The sequence below is a fragment of the Pseudarthrobacter sp. HLT1-3 genome (genome assembly GCF_059383535.1).
The window spans coordinates 59487-77628 of record NZ_JBWZCJ010000021.1; the positions used below are offsets into that span (position 1 = coordinate 59487).

The window sequence follows — 18142 nt, forward strand, 5'->3', positions numbered from 1 at the left end:
TCTCAGTCGAGCAGGAATTCGCACCAGAGCGGGTAGTGGTCCGAGATCCGCCAGGACACGTCGCTGCGGGTGAGTCCCGGGAAAACGTGCGGGATGAAGTCGAAGGAACCGGCCCGCTGCGCGTAGGTCAGACCCCGGAGCAGGGAGGTGCCATCGGGTTTGGAGAACCATGCCAGCTGGTCGTAGAAGTGTCGGGTCTTATCGTCGTCGAAGATGGTCCGCGGGACCGCATTCAGTTCGGTCGGCGGCCACAGACCTGTGGAGATGAACGCTTCGTAGAGCGGGTCGCCGATCCGGTCCAGGTTGAAGTCACCGAGGACGATGAGGTTGGAGTTCCAGTCGTTGGGCCGGACGGCCCAGCCATGCATCCACTGGGCGAACGCGGTGATTTCCGGCAGGCGCTCGGCGGGTTTCTTGCCCCAGAGGACGTGGACGGACGCGAGGGTGAATTCCACCCCGGCGCGGGAGAAGCTGGCCGTGAACGGGGTGCGCGCGAACTGGCGCTGGGGATCATCCCCTATCGGGGGCAGCACGATCTCCCCGACCAGGCCCGAGGGCTGGACCCGGGTGCTGTCGTACAGGAACGCGAGGCGTTCACCGTTGCCGGCGGCGCCTTCGGTGGCGTCCGAGATGATGACCTGCCAGTGCGGGCCAAGGGTCGCCAGGAGCCGCTTCAGGGCCACCGGGTTCCGGCGGGACTCCTGGACGGCGACGACGTCGAACCGGGAAATCACCGTGGCCAGGCAGGCGATGGCGTGCCAGTCCCGTCTTGGCGAGTCGTTTGGCCCGGCCAGCCACTTCGCGGTCAGGTCGCCCAGGGCACGGATGTTCCAGGTCCCGACCAGGAGGTTCGACTCGGTCCGGGCGGGGATAACGGCGGCCAGGGCTGCCTTGAGGCGGTCCAGGTCTTCGGTTACTGCCGCCGGCGGCTGCTCAGTCATGCCTCCATGCAAGCAGAAGGACAGCGTGATGCAAGCAGGCGCACCGGACCCGACTGCCAGCCCGAGGAGGAACCCTGACAGCGGCAAGGGCAAAGGCACGGGCGAAAAAGCACGAGCCCCGCAAAGGGCCCATCCCTGACGGGTTTGCAGCACGACCTCCTCCCCGCGTCTGCGTAACGGGGTGTTCTCTTGTTCGGCCCTGCTCCGTCGTTCATGGTTCACCCGTTCCCCGTACCGTCGGTCCGGGGCGACTGCCGGCGCAAGGCCCAGGTTGGCAAATTGGCCCCCATGAACGGTAAGGAACCACGAATGCGCACCCGCAAACAACTTTTCATCCCGGTTTTGGCTGCCACTTTGGCTCTTGGCGCGGCCGCTACCGCGCTGTCCCTGTCCCCGGCCACGGCGGCCCCTGCGACCGGCGAAGGTAAGCCTCTCTTTGAGTTCGGTGTCGTCGCCGACGCCCAGTACTGCGACTGCGACACCAAAGGAACCCGCGACTACCGTGGATCTCTGCAAAAGCTGTCCGAGGCGGCCACGACATTCAACAAAGAAGGCGTGGCCTTCACCATCCAGACCGGTGACCTCATCGACAAGAACAAGGAGAGCTTCGACAAGATCCTTCCTGTCTGGGAGCAGATCCAAGGTCCACGGCACCACTTGCTGGGCAACCACGACTTCCCCGTGTACACCGACGAAGTCGAGAACATTCTGGGGATGCCCAATCAGTACTACGACTTCAGCCGGGACGGCTTCCGGTTCGTTGCCCTCGACACCAACGACATCAGCACGTACGCGAACGCTCCTGAGTCCCCCAAGCATGAACTGGCGGAGACCATCCTGGCCTCGAAGACGTGGGAGGGTGACAGCAACGCCCAGTCCTGGAACGGCGGGGTCGGTGAGGAGCAGATGCGCTGGTTCGAGAGCGTGCTCACCGACGCAGAAGCAAAGGGCGAAAAGACCGTGGTCCTGGGCCACATGCCGGTTGCTCCCGTGAACGAACACAACGCCTGGAACGACTCGGCCATCATCGCCACCATGGAGAAGCACCAGAGCGTTGTTGCCTACCTGAACGGTCACAACCACGTGGGCAATTACGAACTGCGCAACGGCATCCACTACGTGAACCTTGAGGGCATGGTGGAGCAGGGCTCCAACGCCTACTCAGTGGTCAAAGTCCACGAAGACCGTCTTGTCATCGACGGTTACGGCCGCGAGCCCGACCGCCAGCTGAAGTTCGCCTCCAAGTAGGCCACGCTCGGACAACTCCGACATTCGCGTGAAAGCGGGGACGGGCCATGTGCTCGGCCCCGCTTTCATCCCCGGACTTTTCTACCGGATGGGAATTTCCCAATTTCTAAATCCGGCCTGCAGGTCCTGGCCGGGGCGACCACGAGTTGGAGCTGCTGTCTGTATCCGCTTGCATAACGGCGTATCCAGAAATCTGGATTCGCCGGTATGAAGGGCTCTAGGCTGGCGCAGCTTGCCGGTTCCTGCCTTGGTAGAGACGGCGGTAGCTTGAGGGTGTGGTGTTGAATTTCCGGGTGAAGTGGAGCCGGAAATTTGCTGTCGTTCCCAGTCCCGTCCTTGACGCAACCGCCTGCACTGTAAGGTCAGTGGTTTCCAGGAGCCGGCATGCTTCGGCTATGCGTTGATCGTTCAGCCACCTTAAAGGTGTCATCCCCGCTTCGGCCGTAAATTTCCGTGCGAAGCTCCTAGGTGCCCACCCGGCATGGGCGGCCATCTCGTTCATTGTGAGCGGTTCAGCCAGGTTCTGCCTGGCCCAGGCGCAGGTGTCGGCGAAGAGGGCCATTGGTGCGGCGACCGCACGGTCCATGAACTGGACCTGGCCTCCTTCCCGGTGCGGGGCCACGACCATCCTTCGTGCAATGCTGTTGGCCGCCTCGGTTCCATAGTCCTTGCGGACCAGGTGCAGGCATAGGTCTATGCCTGCCGCGACCCCGGCGCTGGTGCTGACGCTGCCTTGGTCTATGTACAGGACGTCTGCGTCGACGGTGACGGCCGGGTACAGGGTTTGAAGGCGTTCGGCGTTCTTCCAGTGGGTGGTTGCCCGCTTGCCGTCCAAGAGACCCGCCGCAGCGAGAGCGAAGGCGCCTGTGCACACCGACACCACGCGGGCTCCGTTGGCCGCTGCCTGACGCAGAGCCTCGCAGACTTCTGCGGGCGGATCGTTGAGCGGTGCGTAGCCGGGCACCACGACCGTATCCGCGGACAGGAGGGCGTCCAAACCATCCCGGGCCTGGATGGAATACCCGGAGGTTGTCGGCACCAGGCCAGGTTGGGCTGCGCAGACCCGAAAGGAGTACCGTCCCCGTTCATCTTCGTGACCGAAAACCTGCGCAGGAATGGCAAGGTCAAAAGCGACCACTTCCGGCAGTGCCAGGGCGACGACTCGGTGCATAGGGCCCACTGTAGCCACCCAGGCACCGGAGGGGCAGGATCCTTTCCATACAGGGCATTTTTGCCCCGCATTTCCGCTGCCGGTGAATGACAGCATGGGCGCATGACAAACTTTCCGGCGGTGCAGGAATTGACGGCTACCACTCCCACGGGCCCCACATCCAAGGGCCAGGACCGTCCGCCCGGCGCTGGTCCTTCACCGAAGGGACACCCGGGTTGGGCAGTGGCAGGCTCTTTGGTTACCGGGGTCCTCGCTGCACTACTGCTGGCCGCCGCCCCGTTCATTCCGGCAACCGAAAGCGGCGTGACCGGCGCCATCCTGCTGGGGCTTGCCTCGGGGTGGGCCATGGTGGCGGTGTTGTCGGTGCGGTTCACGGATCAACCACAGAGATGGGCCGTGGCTCCAGCGCTTTTCCTGGGCCTGGGCGGATTCCTGCTGGTGGCGTTCGGTTCCCCAATGCACGAGACGCTCACGTGGGTATGGCCTCCCGCCTTGCTGGTGTTAGCGGTTTGGATGGCGGCCAGGGCTCATCGGCAGCTTCGAAGCCGGAGCGGGCGCGTGCTGCTCTACCCGGTGATCGCGATGCTGGGTCTGGCTTCGCTGGGCAGCGGCTACGAAACGGTGCGCGAAGCGGTGGATGCAGGGGCATCTCCGGCGCAGGGCCAGCTGATCGACGTCGGCGGACACCGCCTCTACGTGAACTGCACCGGTTCCGGCAGCCCTACTGTCGTGATCGAACCCGGCGCAGGCCTAATGTCGTCTGACCTCGCATTCATCGCACCGCTTGTTGCCCGTGACACCCGGGTGTGCGTCTACGACCGGGCCGGACGTGGGTGGAGCGAACCGGCGAACACCGTTCAGGACGGCGCCCAGATAGCGACAGATCTCCACAAATTGCTGCAGCGCGGGAACGTTCCGGGACCATATGTCCTGGCCGGCCACTCATTCGGGGGCCTCTACGCACTGACTTTCGCTGACCGCTACCCCGAGGATGTGGCCGGATTGGTCCTGGTGGACTCGACCGTCCCGGCAACAGACCCGGCAACAGAATCAGCACATCCCACAGGTTCCGACTCCGAGGACACGAAGAGCCGTGTCTCCGCGTTCGTCTCGGCCGCAGCGCGACTGGGGCTCGGCAGGTTGTTGGGTGTGACACCAAGCCACCTGCGGAGCACGATGGACGAGTACATCCAAGCGGGTTCCTCGGCTCAGCAGGCTGCGGCCCTGAGGAACTTCGCCGACAAGCCGCTGGTCGTTCTGACAGCAGGCAGTGGGAGCCAGCCTGGCTGGGACGCCTCGCAGGAAGCCCTGGCCTCACTCTCAGCCAACAGCCTGCACCGCGTCGTCGACGGGGCCACCCATGCATCACTTGTCACCGACCAAGAGGATGCGGCCGCAACCGCGCGGGGGATCCTCGACGTCGTCTCCGCCGTGCGGACTGCCAGCCCGCTCAAACCGTAGGACGGAGGAAGCCGGTGACTCCCTCATCGAGCCGAAAGCGGCACCTCTTTGAGAGGTTGGCGGGGACTCCAGACATCCCGCACCCGCTGAATGCTCATAGAATGACGCCCATGGACACCATCACCCCGGAATACGCCCGGCTCCGCACCGCCATCACCGAGCGCCTGAACGCCCACGACCTGCTTGGTGTTCTGCCCCACGGGGCACCCGAGGACGAGTACGACTCCGAGATGGAAGACTTCGCGGCGCTGATTGCCGCCGGCACTCCCATCACTCCGGAGGTCGTCGCCACGGTCTGGCACAAATGGTTCGGGGACAGCTTCGGGGAGGCCGAGCCGCCGACCGCCGGAATGGTGGCCCTGGCCGCTGACCTGCAGGCGCTGGAGAAGTAACCGGCATGTCATCAGGTTCGATGGGACGTTCCGGTGTATTGGCCAGCGCGATGTCGGCCGCCATCCGCGCCCATATGGGACGGCAGCACTTGTCCGGCAACCGGCTGGCCGCGATGGCCGGCGTGTCCCAGAATTACATGGCGAAGCGGCTGCGCGACGATGCCCCGCTCACGCTGGATGACGTCGAGGTAATCTCGGCGGCCCTGGGTGTCCCGGTGCTGGAGCTGTTCAACGAGACGGCCCAGCTGGCCGCAAAGCGCCGCCTTGTTATTATCCGCGATAACAACTGAATTTCGTTAGAACCGAATAGCCGGGCAGCTACGACCAGCCGGGCGAGGCCGGGCTCTCCGCGACCCTCACATCCGGCCTCAGCGGAGTGCGCCGCACGTAGAATCCGTGAGACCGACGCGGTTACGCCAGTGCCCGGGAGCCCACTAAGCAAGTGCGCTCTGCCTCTCTCGTCGGCGCCGGCTCCCTCGCGGGCCTGATCGATCTTCAGGCCCCTGGCTTGGACTGGGATTCAGGGAGCAGGCCGAGCTGTCCCAGGAACTCCATCTGGTCAAAGTAGAACTTGTGCTGGGTAATCAGGCCGTCCTCGACGTGTGCAATGTCGCAACTTCTCACCCTGATGCTTTTGCCCGTCGGAGGCAGGCTCTCCCCGGACGGCAAGGCCAGCGGTCCGGTGTTCGTTCCGGTGACAAAGCCATCATCAATCGCCACATTTCCAGCCTCATACTTCTGCACATACTCATAGCCAACGTCAGGGAATGATTCCCCAAATTGCGACAGGTAGTTGCTAATTGCTTCCGGTCCGACGATCTCGCCCTGATCGGGAGTAACAGCCACCGCATCAGCGGCATAGCACGCAGCCTGCGTGTCTTTATCTTTCGCCGTCATGGCCATGGTTAAGCGGTCCATTACCTCGCGTGCCTGTCCCATTTTTCGACCTCCCTCTAAGGCGGCCTCACGGAAGGGCGGGCCGCTCCATGGCTGGGCGCCTGTTCAAACAGAAGCCGATTCAAGTACACGCCCGGGTAGGAAGGAGTGTCAATGACTGCCGGAGTGAGCAAATGCAGTGCACTTCTACCGGTCTGCCTCCCTGAGTTTGGAGGTGACACTGCCGGGCGTCGAGGCTCGCCAACGCGCCGGTACAAGTCGCCCGGGACATGCCGACGTCACGGGCCACCTGGGTTGCCGGCGTCGACCAGGCGGTGGGCGCACTTGTTTTGGCTGTCGTGGAACTGCCCCCGGCGCCAGTCGATACCGGTGTGCTCTAGGCAAAAGGGGCGATGGGGTCTATATATCATCACGTCAGCTCAGTGCGTTGCCAGCCCTCCTATACGGGTGCTAGCAGCTGCAATTCGCCCGCATCCGAGCGTTCCGACGCCGCCTGACAGCCCGCGGTTGCCGGAGCGTAACCACGACAACAAGCAGTACCAACCATAGGAGGTTAAGATGCCGGGCTTAGTTCGCAAAAACCTCGATTCACCCGAGGAGACGCGCCCCTTTGAAGGTGGCACGGGCCAACTTCAACTCGTCAATCTGGAACAGGGCGGCGTGGGCCGTGCCACCTTCCTGCCCGGATGGCGCTGGTCCGAGCACGTAAAACCGATCGCCAAGACGGAGAGCTGTCAGGCCTCGCACATGGGGTACTTCATCTCCGGTCGCATGAAGGTCGTCATGAACGACGGCGAAGAAATGGAGTATGGGCCGGGTGATTTCGCCATCATGGCCCCCGGACACGACGCCTGGGTATTGGGAGACGAACCCTGTGTTGTGATCGACTGGCAGGGATTCGCCGACTACGCCAAACCCTGACCCCGGCACCGCCACGGCTTCTCACCGCTCTGGCAGCGACCTCGGTGATCCCCCACGGCTCCCGACCCCAGGCATTGGGACCTGGACAGCGCTGGCCGTCCCTGCCGCTGCGCCGCGGCGGGGATGGTCAGGGCAGCCCGCGCCCGCTGGCTATGGAGCCACTCGGGGACAGTAGTTCCACCAGCATGGCACTCAGCGCTGCGGGGACCAGGATGAGCCCCGCCAGGTGAGCGTAGAGCCCGCCAGGCATCTCCACGGACAAACCACCCACGACCACTGCCGCCAACGCCGTCAGGATCGAGGTCCCGTTGCGGCCAAGTATCGGTGGCCGCGACGGACTACTTTCGCGACTTACATCGCCTTGTCACCCGATGGCGAGGGCCTCTTCCAGTCCGTTCAGGATCAGGTCGAGTCCGTACTCGAATTCCTCCCCGTAGTCGTAGCCGGGCTTCATGACGTGGTCGGTGACGAACTCTGCCAGGTTCGGGTAGTCGTTGGCGGGGAACGGCTCGAACATGTCCTGGGCCATCGCCGCCATTTCGTCCGTGGTCTCGAACGGGATGTTCATCTTCGTCAGGGCGTATCCGTAGATGTACCCGTCCAGGATCGAGTACGCGTGGGCCACCATCGCGATGTCGAAGCCTGCTGAGCGTAGTTTGCCGATGACGGCGTCATGATGGCGCAGATTTGCCGGCCCGGGCCGTCTCCGGGACTCCATCAGGCCGATGGCCCAGCGGTGGCGTGCGAGGACATCGCGAAGCGAAAGTGCCCGGTCCCGCATGGCTGTCTTCCAGTCCGCGCCGCCCAGGGGAAGAGCAATTTCGCTGAACAGAACATCGATCATCGCATCGATAAGGTCGTCCCGGTTCGAGATGTGGCGGTACAGGGCCATGGGAGCGACCTGCAGCACCCCGGCGACCTGCCTCATGGTCAGTGCGTCCAGCCCGGCTGAATCTGCATGCTCAATCGCCGCATGAACGACCCGCTGCCGGCTAAGGGCCGGGCGCGGATCCTCATGCTTCATCGCTGTTGTGGACATTGGCGCTCCTTTTCTTGTGGACAGTCAAAAATAACCCTTTGACCAACTGTGTACATTGTACGCGCTTACAGATACATTGTACGCATGGCGTGGCAACGTCCACGTTCTCCACTCGAAAGGAACGGTCATGAAATCTCCAGCCGGAATATTCGCTGAGCAGCCTCCGGGGGTCGCGCCGGCCTCACCCAAGCGACTGGCCAGAATCGCTGGTGTCTTCTACCTCGTCGTGGGTATCACCGGAGGCTTCTCTGAAGGCTTCGTTGATCCCTCCCTGTATGTCGCCGGTGACGCGGCCGCCACGTCCGCGAACGTAGTGGCCAACGAGGGGCTCATGCGCCTTGGCGTCATCGCCCACCTCACGGATGCCGTGTTCTTCCTGCTCACCGCGGTGACGCTCTCCCTGTTGCTGAAGCACGTCAGCAAGCACGCGGCCCGCCTCATGGTGGTGCCAGTTTTTATCGCCGCCGGCATCATCTCCATCAGCGCCGTCTTCACGTTCGTGGCGATGCAGGTTGCGACGGACAGTTCCTACACGACCGCGTTCGGGCCCCTTGGATCGAGCGCGCTCGTGCTGCTCCTGCTGGAAATCCAGCACTTTACCGTTCTCGCCGCCCAGGTCTTCTTCGGCCTCTGGCTGGCCCCGTTGGGGTACCTGGCCTACAAGTCACGGCTATTCCCCAAGGCACTCGGCATCACGCTGATGCTCGCCACGGTCAGCTACCTGGCTCACGTCGTCGTCGCGTTCCTGCTCCCCGGACTCGCTGAGCAGATCCACGGCTACCTGGGGATCGTGCCCGTCATCGCAGAGGTTTGGATGCTCCTGTACCTGCTCATCGTGGGCGTACGCTCTCCGCGCACCACAGACCGGACGCCCGCCGTGGAACCGGAACCGGTCCCCGCCTCGAATTAGAGCGCCATAGCCTGGCAGTCCACCGGACCGTAGTTCCCACCGACGATTGCCAGGGCATATCCGTTTGATCCAGGGCCCCGAGTCGTGCCGGCACCTCAGCCGGGGATCGACCGTCACACCCCAAAAACCAGGAGAACAGCATGCAGGCAATCACCAGCCGCACCTATGGCGAACCATCGGTCATCCACATCGAAGAACTACCCGCCCCTGTCCCGAAAAGCGGTGACCTACTGATCCGCAACCATGCAACGGTCGTCTCAGGGGCGGAATCCACCGCACGCAGCGGCGAGGACCCCTTCGCACGGCTCTACTTCGGCCTGACACGGCCGCGCTTTCCCATCCTGGGGACCAGCTTCGCCGGTGAAGTCCAGGCGATGGGCAGCGCCGTGACCAAGTACCGCGTGGGCGATCAGGTCATGGGATCGGTTGGACCCACCCTCGGCGCCCATGCCGAGTACGTCACGACATCCGAGGACGGCATCGTCGCGTTGAAGCCCGCCGGCCTGTTGTGGACGGACGCCGTCGCAATCCTTGATGGCTCCCTCACGGCGCTGCCCTTCCTCAGGGACGCCGCGGCCCTGAAGGCCGGACAGTCCATCCTGATCAACGGTGCCTCCGGCGCGGTCGGTACAGCGGCCGTCCAGCTCGCCAAGCATCTCGGGGCAGTTATCACCGCCGTCTGCAGCACCGCGAACGTTGAACTGGTGAAATCCCTCGGTGCCGACCACGTCATCGACTACACAACGGAGGACTTCACCGAGATCGGTCAGGACTACGACGTGGTCTTTGATGCGGTCGGCAAGAGGTCCTACACCCGCTGCCGGAAGCTCCTGAAAGCAGGCGGCGTCTACCTGACCACGGTGCCCTCCCTACCGATCCTGATCTGGACGCTTTGGACTGCCCTATTTGGGAAGACCAGGGCAGGCATCGTGTTCACCGGACTTCGGAAGCCCGCGGCCATGGCCGCCGATGTGGCGTTTATGGGCGACCTGGTGACGGCGGGGCACTACCTCCCGGTCATCGACAAAACCTATGGCCTGACCGAAGCCGCGTCCGCGCACGCCCACGTCGAGACAGGGCACAAAAAGGGCAGCGTCGTCATCTCCCTGACGGCTCCCAGCGAGCAGTCGGCCCCCGCGGCAGGGCGGAAGTTCTCTTGGCAGCGCACACACCCAGCGGTACACAGACCAGTTAGGGGAACGCCATGACAACCATCAACAAGCACCGCCCCGCCAGCAGCGCCGGAAAGGCTGCCGCGGTCCTCCTCACAGCCGTCGCCGGTTTCCAAGCGATGCTGGCCGCCGGCGCCCCCTGGGGAGAGGCTGCGTACGGAGGCGCAAATTCCGGTGTCCTCCCTGAAACCCTGCGTGCGAGCAGTGCGGTCGCCTCCACGGTGTACCTTGCGCTGGCCGCCATAGCCGGTACCCGGTGGGCACCTACTCTGATCCGCAAGCGCTTCCTGTACGGAGCGGCCGCTCTGATGGCCGCCGGAGTAGTCATGAACGTCGCGTCCCCTTCATTTATCGAACGCATCATCTGGACGCCAGTGACCATAGCGCTGGTGATGACGCTCTGGCGGGCAGCCCGGCTGGATTCGTCAACCGTCAGTCCAGAACCCTCAACACCCCTATCCCAGCACGCCTAACCCACTAAGACGCGCTGAACTCCAGTGGCCACCGACAGAGAAAGAGGAAGACCCGATGACTCCGCCCACTGAAAAACCGCAGCACACCCCAACAACTGGGAGGAATGTCGTCCTTTTCGGAGCAACCGGATTCATCGGGCGCTGGACAACCAAAGAACTGCTGGACCAGGGAGCAGTCGTTACTGCCGGGCTGCGGGACGCCAGGGTGGCCGACGAACTCATCGGCTGGTTCCGTGACCGCGGAACCAGTACCCATAACTTCCGGTTCGTGCCGGTTGACTTCCAGGCCCGCGACCTGGGAATCCACGACAGCTCCCTTGCCGCCCTCCGGGAAAGCGAAACCACTGACGTCATCAACGTTGCCGGGGCATATGCCTTCGGAATGAGCACCACCGAAGCGGTTCGAGCAAATGTTGAGACAGCTCTAGCGGTCACGGAGTTCGCCGCCACTTTGCCCGCCCTGCGGAGACTTGTTCATCTTTCCGGCTACCGGGTCGGCGGCCAGGAACCGGCAACCGAACCCTGGTCACAGTCGAAACGCCACAACCTCTACAAAAAGTTGGGGGCCTATGAGGCCTCGAAGGTTGAGGCCGACGCGGCCGTGCAGGGCCTTTCGAAGCAGTTGAACATCCCACTCACGGTCGTCAACCCGGCCACGGCGACCGGCCATTCCTTCACCGGTGAAACAAACCAGATACTGGGACTGGCCCAAACACTCCAACAATTGTGGCGGGGTGAACTGCGGGCCCTGGCCGGCGGGCCGAAGACCTTCGTACCGGTCGTCCCCGTCGACTACCTGGCCCGCTTCCTGGCCCTCGTGCCGACGGATGACAGCACCCAGGGAAAGTCCTATTGGGTCCTGGACGACAACACCCCGTCACTGACAAACCTCCTGACGTTGATCGGAAACCACTACCAAGTCCCTGTTCCCCGGCTGCGGGTTCCGGTGGGCATAGTCAAAATGCTGCCCCCCGGTTTAAGTGGCGTTGAACCGGAGACATTGAGCTTTCTTTCCTCGGAGCGATACCCAACCCACGCCGCCCAAGTACTCGCCCAGGAACACGGCCTCATCTTTCCGGACACCATCACCGCACTGAAGCGCTGGGCGGATTACCTCGCCCGGCACCACTTCGGCAGCGGCACGAGAACTAGTTTAAACGGAGGTCCTGAAAAGCACCCCGTGGCCTAAAAGCCGAGGACCTACCCCCGATTGCCATAAGATCCACACCCCAGAAAAGGACATCTCCATGCCCCAGATCGACTTCACCCTGGTCGGCGGCCCCACCGCTGTCTTCACCATCGCCGGCCTAACGATCATGACCGACCCCACCTTCGACCAGCCCGGCAGCTACCCCACACCGGGCGGGCCCACCATCATCAAGACCTCCGGTCCGGCCCTGCACCCTTCCGAGGTGCCGCACCCGGACGTCGTGCTGCTTTCCCACGATCATCACGCAGACAACTTCGATGGATCCGGCCGCGAGCTCACGACCCGTGTCCGCTCGGTCTTTACGACCACCGAGGGCGCGAACCGACTTGGCAACGGTGTAATCGGACTCCGCGACTACGAATCGGCCACCGTGCCGCTGCCGGACGGAGGGGACTTGACGATCACCGGTGTGCCAGCCCACCACGGCCCGGACGGGCTCTGGCAGGTCCTCGGCCCGGTCCGCGGATTCGTTCTCTCCGGCGAAGGTCTTCCGACGGTTTACGTCAGCGGCGACAACTCCTCCCTGGAGGTCGTCGAAGAGATCGCGGCAAGGTTCGGTCCGATCGATCTGGCTGTCCTATTCGCCGGCGGCGCCAAATTCGACGACATCATGGGCGGGGCATTCCTTACTCTCACCAACGAGGCCGTCCTCCAGGCGGCCAAGATCATGGACACCGCCACGATAATCCCGGTCCATGCCGACGGCTGGGCGCACTTCAGCCAAAGCACCCACCAGTTACGCGAGGCTTTCGAAGCGGCTCACATCGGCCAGAGACTCGTGGTCATCGATCCCGGAGCCTCAGCAGTGCTGAATTTTCAGGCCAACGGCCAGGGTCACCTCACGAACTGACCCAGCCCGTCAGAGGGTCTCGGGTGGCGCCTTTCGGAATCGCCAGCCAGGGAGCCTGTCCCGCCTGAGTTCCACCGGTTGGGCGGCAGTGTCAGCTCGGTAGTGGACATCCAATACCAGGGAAACGGCCGATGGGCCTCTGAAGCTAGTAGTTCTCGGATACGTAGGCGTATGCCCGGTCAAAGAGCTCACCGGATGCGGACAGCCCGTACCGGACCAGGACTTTGCGGATGGCGATGCGGACGGCCTTGTCGCCTTCCTTGGTGTTGTTCCAGCCGTCCCAGCGGACTTCCTTCACGATGGCGTCGATGTCGGCAACGACCTTGCCGACAATCACGGGTACGTCCTCCGGTTTGTACTCCTCGAAGATCTGCGTCAGCGCGCCGACGTTCGGGTCCGGCAGCAGGTCCAGCCCGAAAGCGCCGGACTCATCCTCGGCTTTCTCGGCCGAGGCGAGGTCCCGTGCCAGGTCCAGGAGGTCACGGAGGAAATCCACGGAGTCGTGCGCTTTGGCGAGCTGGCGTTCCCGAAGCCGTTCCAGGCGCTCCGAGAGCGTTTTGTAGGCCGGGTGAACGCCGTTGTCGCCTTCGAGGCGTTTGCAGAGCCGGGTGGCGATGTTGTCGATCACTTCCCCGGCGGTGGTCACCGTGATGTCACCGGTTCCCTCGTCAGGATCGATGACACCGGCTTCGATGAGGCGCTTGATCGTGCCTTCGTCGGCGATGACGACGTCGACGCCGGTATCGCTGACGGTCACTTCGCCGATGTGGCCGTGGACGAGTTCCAGGGTTTTGGCACCCAGGCGGTGCCACAGAAGATCCCGAGTGTCATCAGTCGGAGCGACGGAGGCGTACACCTTGGACAGCCATTTGTAGTCGGCCCGGAGTGCTTCCAGACGGAGGTCCGGGTAGGCGGCCTCCCAGATGCCTTGCAGCATCCCGTACTGGGCAGCGAACCGTGCCATCGCCTGATCGTCCGGGATCCTGTCGTGGGCGGCTTGCAAGGCCTCGAAACCGCTGGAGGTGCGGTCGATGCCGGCGAAGCGGTCCAAAACGTTGGCGATCTCTACCTCGAACTGCTCCAGGAGCGAGTCCGTCTCGATTTCCTTGCGGGCGTGCTCGGGGTTGGCCGGGGACATGGCCCGGGCGAAGCCGTCACCGAGACCGATGTAGTCCACGATCAGACCGTAGCGCTTCTCCTGGCCGGTAGCCGGGTTCTTCCAGTTCCTGTTGGTCCGGGTGATCGTCTGGTAGAGCGTGTGCAGCTTCATCGGCTTGTCCAGATACATGACGCCCTCGATGGGGGCGTCAAAGCCGGTGCCCAGCTTGGAGGTGACGACAATGAATTTCAGCGGGTCCCCGAGCTGGCGGAACCGGTTGAGGATGGCCTCTTCCTTGTCATCGGTCAGCCGGAACGACTGCCAGCTGCTATCGTCCTTGGGCTGGACGGACATGACGATAGCGGCCGTATCCGTAGGTGTCTGATCGCCTGCCCGGGCCTGCAGCTGCCGGGTCAGCTCCTCGTGGTACGCCACGCACAGACCGCGGTCGTAGGCGACGACCTGGGCTTTCATGCCAAGGGGATCGATCGTGGAGTAGAAGTGCTCGATGATGTCGGTGCAGACCTTCCGGACCCGTTCCGGGTTGGCGAAGAACGTGCGGGTGTCCGTGGCCTTTGCGGCAACGTACTCCTGCTCCTCCTCGGTCAGGCCTTCCTCGGCCGCGAGCTCGTCGAAGGCCTTATCCAGGTCCGCTTTACGGATGTGGAAGTCCACCAGCCGGGGTGAGACGTGCATGGGGACGGTCGTGCCGTCGGCGATGGACCGGTCAGAGTCGTAAGTGTTCATGGCATGGTTCGGGTCATCCGGGTCACCGAATAGCTCGTAGGTGTTGCGGTCCTCGTCGGCGATCGGGGTTCCGGTGAAGCCGAAGAACCGGGAGTTCGGGAACGCGGCGCGCAGGAACTTCCCCAGCTGGCCTTCTTGGGTCCGGTGGGCTTCGTCGACAAGGACGATGATGTTCTCGCGGGTGTTCAACACCCCGGCGTTCTTGAACTTGTGAACAGTGGTGAAGATGATGCCGCGGCGGTCCTCGGCCAGGATGCGGCGGAGGTCCGCAGCGTTCTCCGGTGCCTCCAGGGAGGGCATGCCGGCGCGGAGAAACTGCCGGTACATCTGGGTGACGAGCTGGACCCGGTCCGCGATCAGGACGATGGACGGGTTTTTCAGCTTCGGTTCGTTGACCAGCTTTACGGCGGCAAACAGCATGGCCAGGGTCTTGCCAGAGCCCTGGGGGCGGGCGCGCGGTGCTACGGGGCTCAACTACGGACGACACAGAAGGCACCCCTTGACGAGACCGTCATCGTGGCCGTCCCCGTCAGCAGTGCCCGTGAGGGCTGGACCGAATTCCAGTACTTACGGGATTTCATGTCGGGTCCGGAGCCCTCGCTTCCCGACGTGGGTTACCGATCCTCCCTCGATGAAATGTGGCCTGAATTCGATGCCGGCATCGGTGGGGAAGCCTCCCGCCGCATAGCCTGGCTCAATCTTGACGGACCCTCCCGAACCGGCGTCGTCGTTTTTTCGCCGCTGGGAGCCGGGAACACCAGAGTCTCAGTATGCTTCGAGTGGAAGTCAACACAGCACTCACCCGTGATCGGCAGGGCCGAGGTCCTAGTGGCCCTCAGCGCATTCAAGGAATTCATGGAATCCCCGCCAGTTAGCCCGTAATTCTGTCACCTGCCATTCTCCGCCGCGACTTTGGGCGCCTTCCGGCCCGCGTGGCACTGCTCCTACCGGAAGGCAGTCGACGGGTTTTCCAGCCGTGCTTTGACGGTGGTGCCGGCCCCCGGCGCGGTCCGGACCTCCAGCGACCCACCCGTGGCTTTGAAGGTGTCCCGAAGTATCCGCAGGCCACTGTGTCCTTCCGGGGATCCCAGTGCCTCGTCAAAGCCAATGCCGTCGTCGGCGACGGAAATCTCTGCCCCGCGGCAGTCGCTATTCAGTCTGATCAGCACGTTGGCTGCGTGGGAGTGCTTGGCAACGTTGGCCAGTGCCTCCCGGGCAACCCGGTAAAGCATGGCCGACTGCTCCCGGTCCAGATCGATTTCCGCGGGGACATCCAGCCGGAGTGAGATGCCGCGGTCCTGGACCGGGCCGGCGAGCCTCGTCAACGCTGCGGCCAAACCAAGCTGTTCCAGATCTGGGGGATAAAGCTCGGTGGTCATTTCCCGCAGTTTCCTGACATTGTGCTCCAGGATGGCGCGTGCTTCGGTGAGCACCTGCACCTTGCTTTGGCCGTGCAACTGCGAAGATTCGAGGGCGTAGGACAGGCCGGAAAGGTCCTGGATCACGTTGTCATGGAGGTCCCTGGCGATTCTCCTGCGTTCTAGGTCCGAGGCCTCCACTGCATGTTTGAGCAGGCGATGGCTGGTGGTCCTGTTCGTCTGGATCTTTCGGGCGAGCCGAACAGCGGTTGGCAGTTGTGCCAGCTGGAGGGCGAAAAGGGCGAGGAGGAATGGGGGAATCATTCCGTACAGAACTTCTTCCTGTACTTCACGCAGCGGTTCGTCGTCGTAGTAGGCCTCGAAGATCAGTGGAGTCCCGTTTGCGGCGATGAAGCGGACATACACCTCAACGAGTTCGCCGGCAGCTGACTCGAATTGGTTCTCGAACTCCTGCTGGTGGCTAACAGAGGCCTTCGCGTCGCCGTTCTCCAGCAGCTTGCGCTCCGTGTCCGCTAACTGGAATACCCGGCCAATCAGGTCGCCCTGGTCCGAATAGACCACCTCGCCGTCCGGGTTCCATACCTTGATCCGCAGTACACCCTCGCTATCCAACCACGGCCGAAAGTTCTGGTCCAGGTCTGAAATAGCAGCGGGGTCACCGGCCAAGAGTCGCGCGGTGATGAGGGGTCCCGCTGTATGGTCTGCCAGCCTCTGAGTGACGACGATCGCCTCATGCAGCGCGTGCTTTTCTGCGGCGGCGTGGATCCAGAACGTTACAGGGAATGCCACAAGTACCAGGGCAAGGACGCCCATCAGTAGGAACTTCACGACGGCGGTGCGGACCTCGGAATGCTCCGCTGACCGGTGGTCAGCCGGCGGCGGCCCGCCGTGGCGGATGTCAGCGTATCTGGGCATCAGTGGTTTTCTGCCTGAGCGCGTCCAGCAGGGTGGCCAGCGACCCGTCCTTGGGCAGGAACGCGCAGATGCCCGCGGCGGCTGCCCGCCGTTGGGCCTCCGGCGTCGGCGCCCCGGCCAGCATCACGATCCGAGTATGGGGTGCAGCAGCAAGAATGCGCAGCGCTGCAGCTATACCGTCATCATCGGGCAGGCGGTAGTCAAGGATGACGACGTCGGGCGCCAGTTCGCGGACCAGGTCAACACCCGCTTGTGCTGAGTTTGCGGTTCCCACGCTGTGCAAGTCCTGTTCCCGGTCCAGGGCGCCGGCAAGCAGCTCCGTGAACGTCCGGTGGCGGTTGATGGTCATGACGCGAATTCTGGGCGGACCCGGGATGGCCCCGGCTGCGGGCAAGGAGGTGTCGGCCGTGGCCTCCAGCAACTTGACATGGATGGACCGCAAAACGGGACCCGGGGCGCAGCCCATCTCCCGGTCCATGATCCGCCTGCACTGATCAAAGGCCCGCAAGGCCTCCGTGGGCTGGCCACTCTTCTCCAGTGCAAGGACCAGGGCCGTCCAGGCCCGCTCGCTGAGGGGATCATCCACTACGGCTTCCCTGGCCCAAGTAGCGGCCAGCCGGGTTTGGCCCAACGCCAGGGCCGACTCCGCCGCCAGAATCCGGGCATGGAAAACGCGGGCCGCATGACGGGTACGCTCCGCTTCTGCCCAGGATGGCACCAGTTCATCGCCCATCAGCGGACCCGAAGCCAAGCCAAGAGCCTCCTGAAGAAGCACAACCGCGCGTTGCGGCGCTGCGGACTCGGCCCTTCGCACCAGGGCCTCGAAGCGGTCCAGGTCAAGGTCCACCAGCGATCTGTCCAGCATGTAGCCGCCTGTCACGGTCCGCAATGGGCCATCCTTGCCCATTCCGGGCTGCAGATGGCGCCGCAGCACACTGACATAGCTTTCCAGGGTAGGGAGCGCCTCAGGCGGTGCCTGCCCGGCCCAGAGGATGTCGATGAGGCGGTCCTTGGAAACGGGTGCGCCCAGATTCAACAGAAGGAGTTCGAGAATTTGCCGGGGCTTCGGGCCGCCCAGCTCCCCGTATCCGAGGACCGCATCCCCGCGCCGGATCCGGAGGGGGCCGATGATTCTCGCATCGAGCCGGCAAGGGCCCTGCCGCGTTAGTGCAGGCGGCCATGATTGGTCGGATTCTGCCAAATCTACTGAGGACATCGAGAGACCTGCGATTCAGTCGTGAAACTTTGGTCAATCGTCGTGATTTGGCGGGCCGGGGGCACGAGTAGCCACTACTGGTCTTATGTCCGTCGAACGCA

At 63.5% G+C, this 18142-nt stretch carries 17 protein-coding genes; 10 read left to right on the plus strand and 7 right to left on the minus strand.

Annotation, left to right across the window (positions count from 1 at the left end; all coding sequences use genetic code 11):
* Nucleotides 1–2: 2 nt before the first annotated feature.
* Nucleotides 3–941: an endonuclease/exonuclease/phosphatase family protein gene (locus AC50X9_RS16995; protein WP_494895346.1), complete on the minus strand. Its 939-nt coding sequence runs from the start codon at nucleotides 939–941 to the stop codon at nucleotides 3–5.
* Nucleotides 942–1250: 309 nt separating this feature from the next.
* On the opposite strand from AC50X9_RS16995, the gene AC50X9_RS17000 reads away from it, so the two are divergent.
* A complete protein-coding gene (locus tag AC50X9_RS17000) occupies nucleotides 1251–2189 on the plus strand; it encodes a metallophosphoesterase (RefSeq protein WP_494895348.1) in 939 nt (312 codons plus the stop codon).
* Between the two features lie 217 nt (nucleotides 2190–2406).
* Here the strand turns inward: AC50X9_RS17000 and AC50X9_RS17005 are convergent, their stop codons facing one another.
* The gene (locus tag AC50X9_RS17005; protein WP_494895350.1) at nucleotides 2407–3360 is read right to left on the minus strand and encodes a GlxA family transcriptional regulator; all 954 of its coding nucleotides are present in this window, start codon (nucleotides 3358–3360) and stop codon (nucleotides 2407–2409) included.
* A gap of 102 nt (nucleotides 3361–3462) precedes the next feature.
* On the opposite strand from AC50X9_RS17005, the gene AC50X9_RS17010 reads away from it, so the two are divergent.
* The 3 genes from AC50X9_RS17010 (at nucleotide 3463) to AC50X9_RS17020 (ending at nucleotide 5503) form a co-directional block, all read left to right on the plus strand.
* Nucleotides 3463–4821 (plus strand): alpha/beta fold hydrolase, encoded by a 1359-nt coding sequence (locus AC50X9_RS17010; RefSeq protein ID WP_494895352.1) that lies wholly within the window; start codon nucleotides 3463–3465, stop codon nucleotides 4819–4821.
* Between the two features lie 110 nt (nucleotides 4822–4931).
* Complete coding sequence (locus AC50X9_RS17015; RefSeq protein ID WP_494895354.1) at nucleotides 4932–5213, plus strand: hypothetical protein; 282 nt, start codon at nucleotides 4932–4934, stop codon at nucleotides 5211–5213.
* Nucleotides 5214–5218: 5 nt separating this feature from the next.
* Nucleotides 5219–5503: a helix-turn-helix domain-containing protein gene (locus AC50X9_RS17020; RefSeq protein WP_494895356.1), complete on the plus strand. Its 285-nt coding sequence runs from the start codon at nucleotides 5219–5221 to the stop codon at nucleotides 5501–5503.
* A 205-nt stretch (nucleotides 5504–5708) separates the two neighbouring features.
* Here the strand turns inward: AC50X9_RS17020 and AC50X9_RS17025 are convergent, their stop codons facing one another.
* Entirely contained in the window at nucleotides 5709–6152 is a 444-nt protein-coding gene (locus tag AC50X9_RS17025) for an ester cyclase (protein ID WP_494895358.1), read from the minus strand.
* A 516-nt stretch (nucleotides 6153–6668) separates the two neighbouring features.
* Here AC50X9_RS17025 and AC50X9_RS17030 point away from each other — a divergent pair.
* On the plus strand, nucleotides 6669–7031 hold the full coding sequence (locus AC50X9_RS17030; protein ID WP_494895360.1) for a cupin domain-containing protein: 363 nt from the start codon (nucleotides 6669–6671) through the stop codon (nucleotides 7029–7031).
* A 364-nt stretch (nucleotides 7032–7395) separates the two neighbouring features.
* Here AC50X9_RS17030 and AC50X9_RS17035 read toward each other — a convergent pair whose 3' ends face one another.
* Complete coding sequence (locus AC50X9_RS17035; protein ID WP_494895362.1) at nucleotides 7396–8070, minus strand: TetR/AcrR family transcriptional regulator; 675 nt, start codon at nucleotides 8068–8070, stop codon at nucleotides 7396–7398.
* A 127-nt stretch (nucleotides 8071–8197) separates the two neighbouring features.
* Between AC50X9_RS17035 and AC50X9_RS17040 the strand changes: the two genes are divergently transcribed.
* The 5 genes from AC50X9_RS17040 (at nucleotide 8198) to AC50X9_RS17060 (ending at nucleotide 12685) form a co-directional block, all read left to right on the plus strand.
* Complete coding sequence (locus AC50X9_RS17040; protein ID WP_494895364.1) at nucleotides 8198–8980, plus strand: DUF4386 domain-containing protein; 783 nt, start codon at nucleotides 8198–8200, stop codon at nucleotides 8978–8980.
* A gap of 140 nt (nucleotides 8981–9120) precedes the next feature.
* Nucleotides 9121–10188: an NAD(P)-dependent alcohol dehydrogenase gene (locus AC50X9_RS17045; protein WP_494895366.1), complete on the plus strand. Its 1068-nt coding sequence runs from the start codon at nucleotides 9121–9123 to the stop codon at nucleotides 10186–10188.
* The gene (locus AC50X9_RS17050; protein WP_494895368.1) at nucleotides 10185–10625 is read left to right on the plus strand and encodes a hypothetical protein; all 441 of its coding nucleotides are present in this window, start codon (nucleotides 10185–10187) and stop codon (nucleotides 10623–10625) included. The genes AC50X9_RS17045 and AC50X9_RS17050 overlap by 4 nt, the downstream gene beginning before the upstream one ends.
* A gap of 55 nt (nucleotides 10626–10680) precedes the next feature.
* Nucleotides 10681–11814, plus strand: a complete 1134-nt coding sequence (locus AC50X9_RS17055; protein ID WP_494895370.1) for an SDR family oxidoreductase — start codon at nucleotides 10681–10683, stop codon at nucleotides 11812–11814.
* A gap of 58 nt (nucleotides 11815–11872) precedes the next feature.
* Nucleotides 11873–12685, plus strand: coding sequence for an MBL fold metallo-hydrolase (locus AC50X9_RS17060; RefSeq protein ID WP_494895372.1), 813 nt, complete (start codon nucleotides 11873–11875; stop codon nucleotides 12683–12685).
* Nucleotides 12686–12830: 145 nt separating this feature from the next.
* On the opposite strand, the gene AC50X9_RS17065 is transcribed toward AC50X9_RS17060, so the two are convergent.
* The 3 genes from AC50X9_RS17065 to AC50X9_RS17075 all read right to left on the minus strand — a co-directional run bounded on the left by AC50X9_RS17065 (nucleotide 12831) and on the right by AC50X9_RS17075 (nucleotide 18041).
* Complete coding sequence (locus tag AC50X9_RS17065; RefSeq protein ID WP_494895374.1) at nucleotides 12831–15005, minus strand: type I restriction endonuclease subunit R; 2175 nt, start codon at nucleotides 15003–15005, stop codon at nucleotides 12831–12833.
* A 470-nt stretch (nucleotides 15006–15475) separates the two neighbouring features.
* Entirely contained in the window at nucleotides 15476–16825 is a 1350-nt protein-coding gene (locus tag AC50X9_RS17070; RefSeq protein ID WP_494895377.1) for a sensor histidine kinase, read from the minus strand.
* Nucleotides 16809–18041: a BTAD domain-containing putative transcriptional regulator gene (locus tag AC50X9_RS17075; RefSeq protein ID WP_494895381.1), complete on the minus strand. Its 1233-nt coding sequence runs from the start codon at nucleotides 18039–18041 to the stop codon at nucleotides 16809–16811. Before AC50X9_RS17075 ends, AC50X9_RS17070 begins: the two co-directional genes overlap by 17 nt.
* Nucleotides 18042–18142 lie beyond the last annotated feature (101 nt).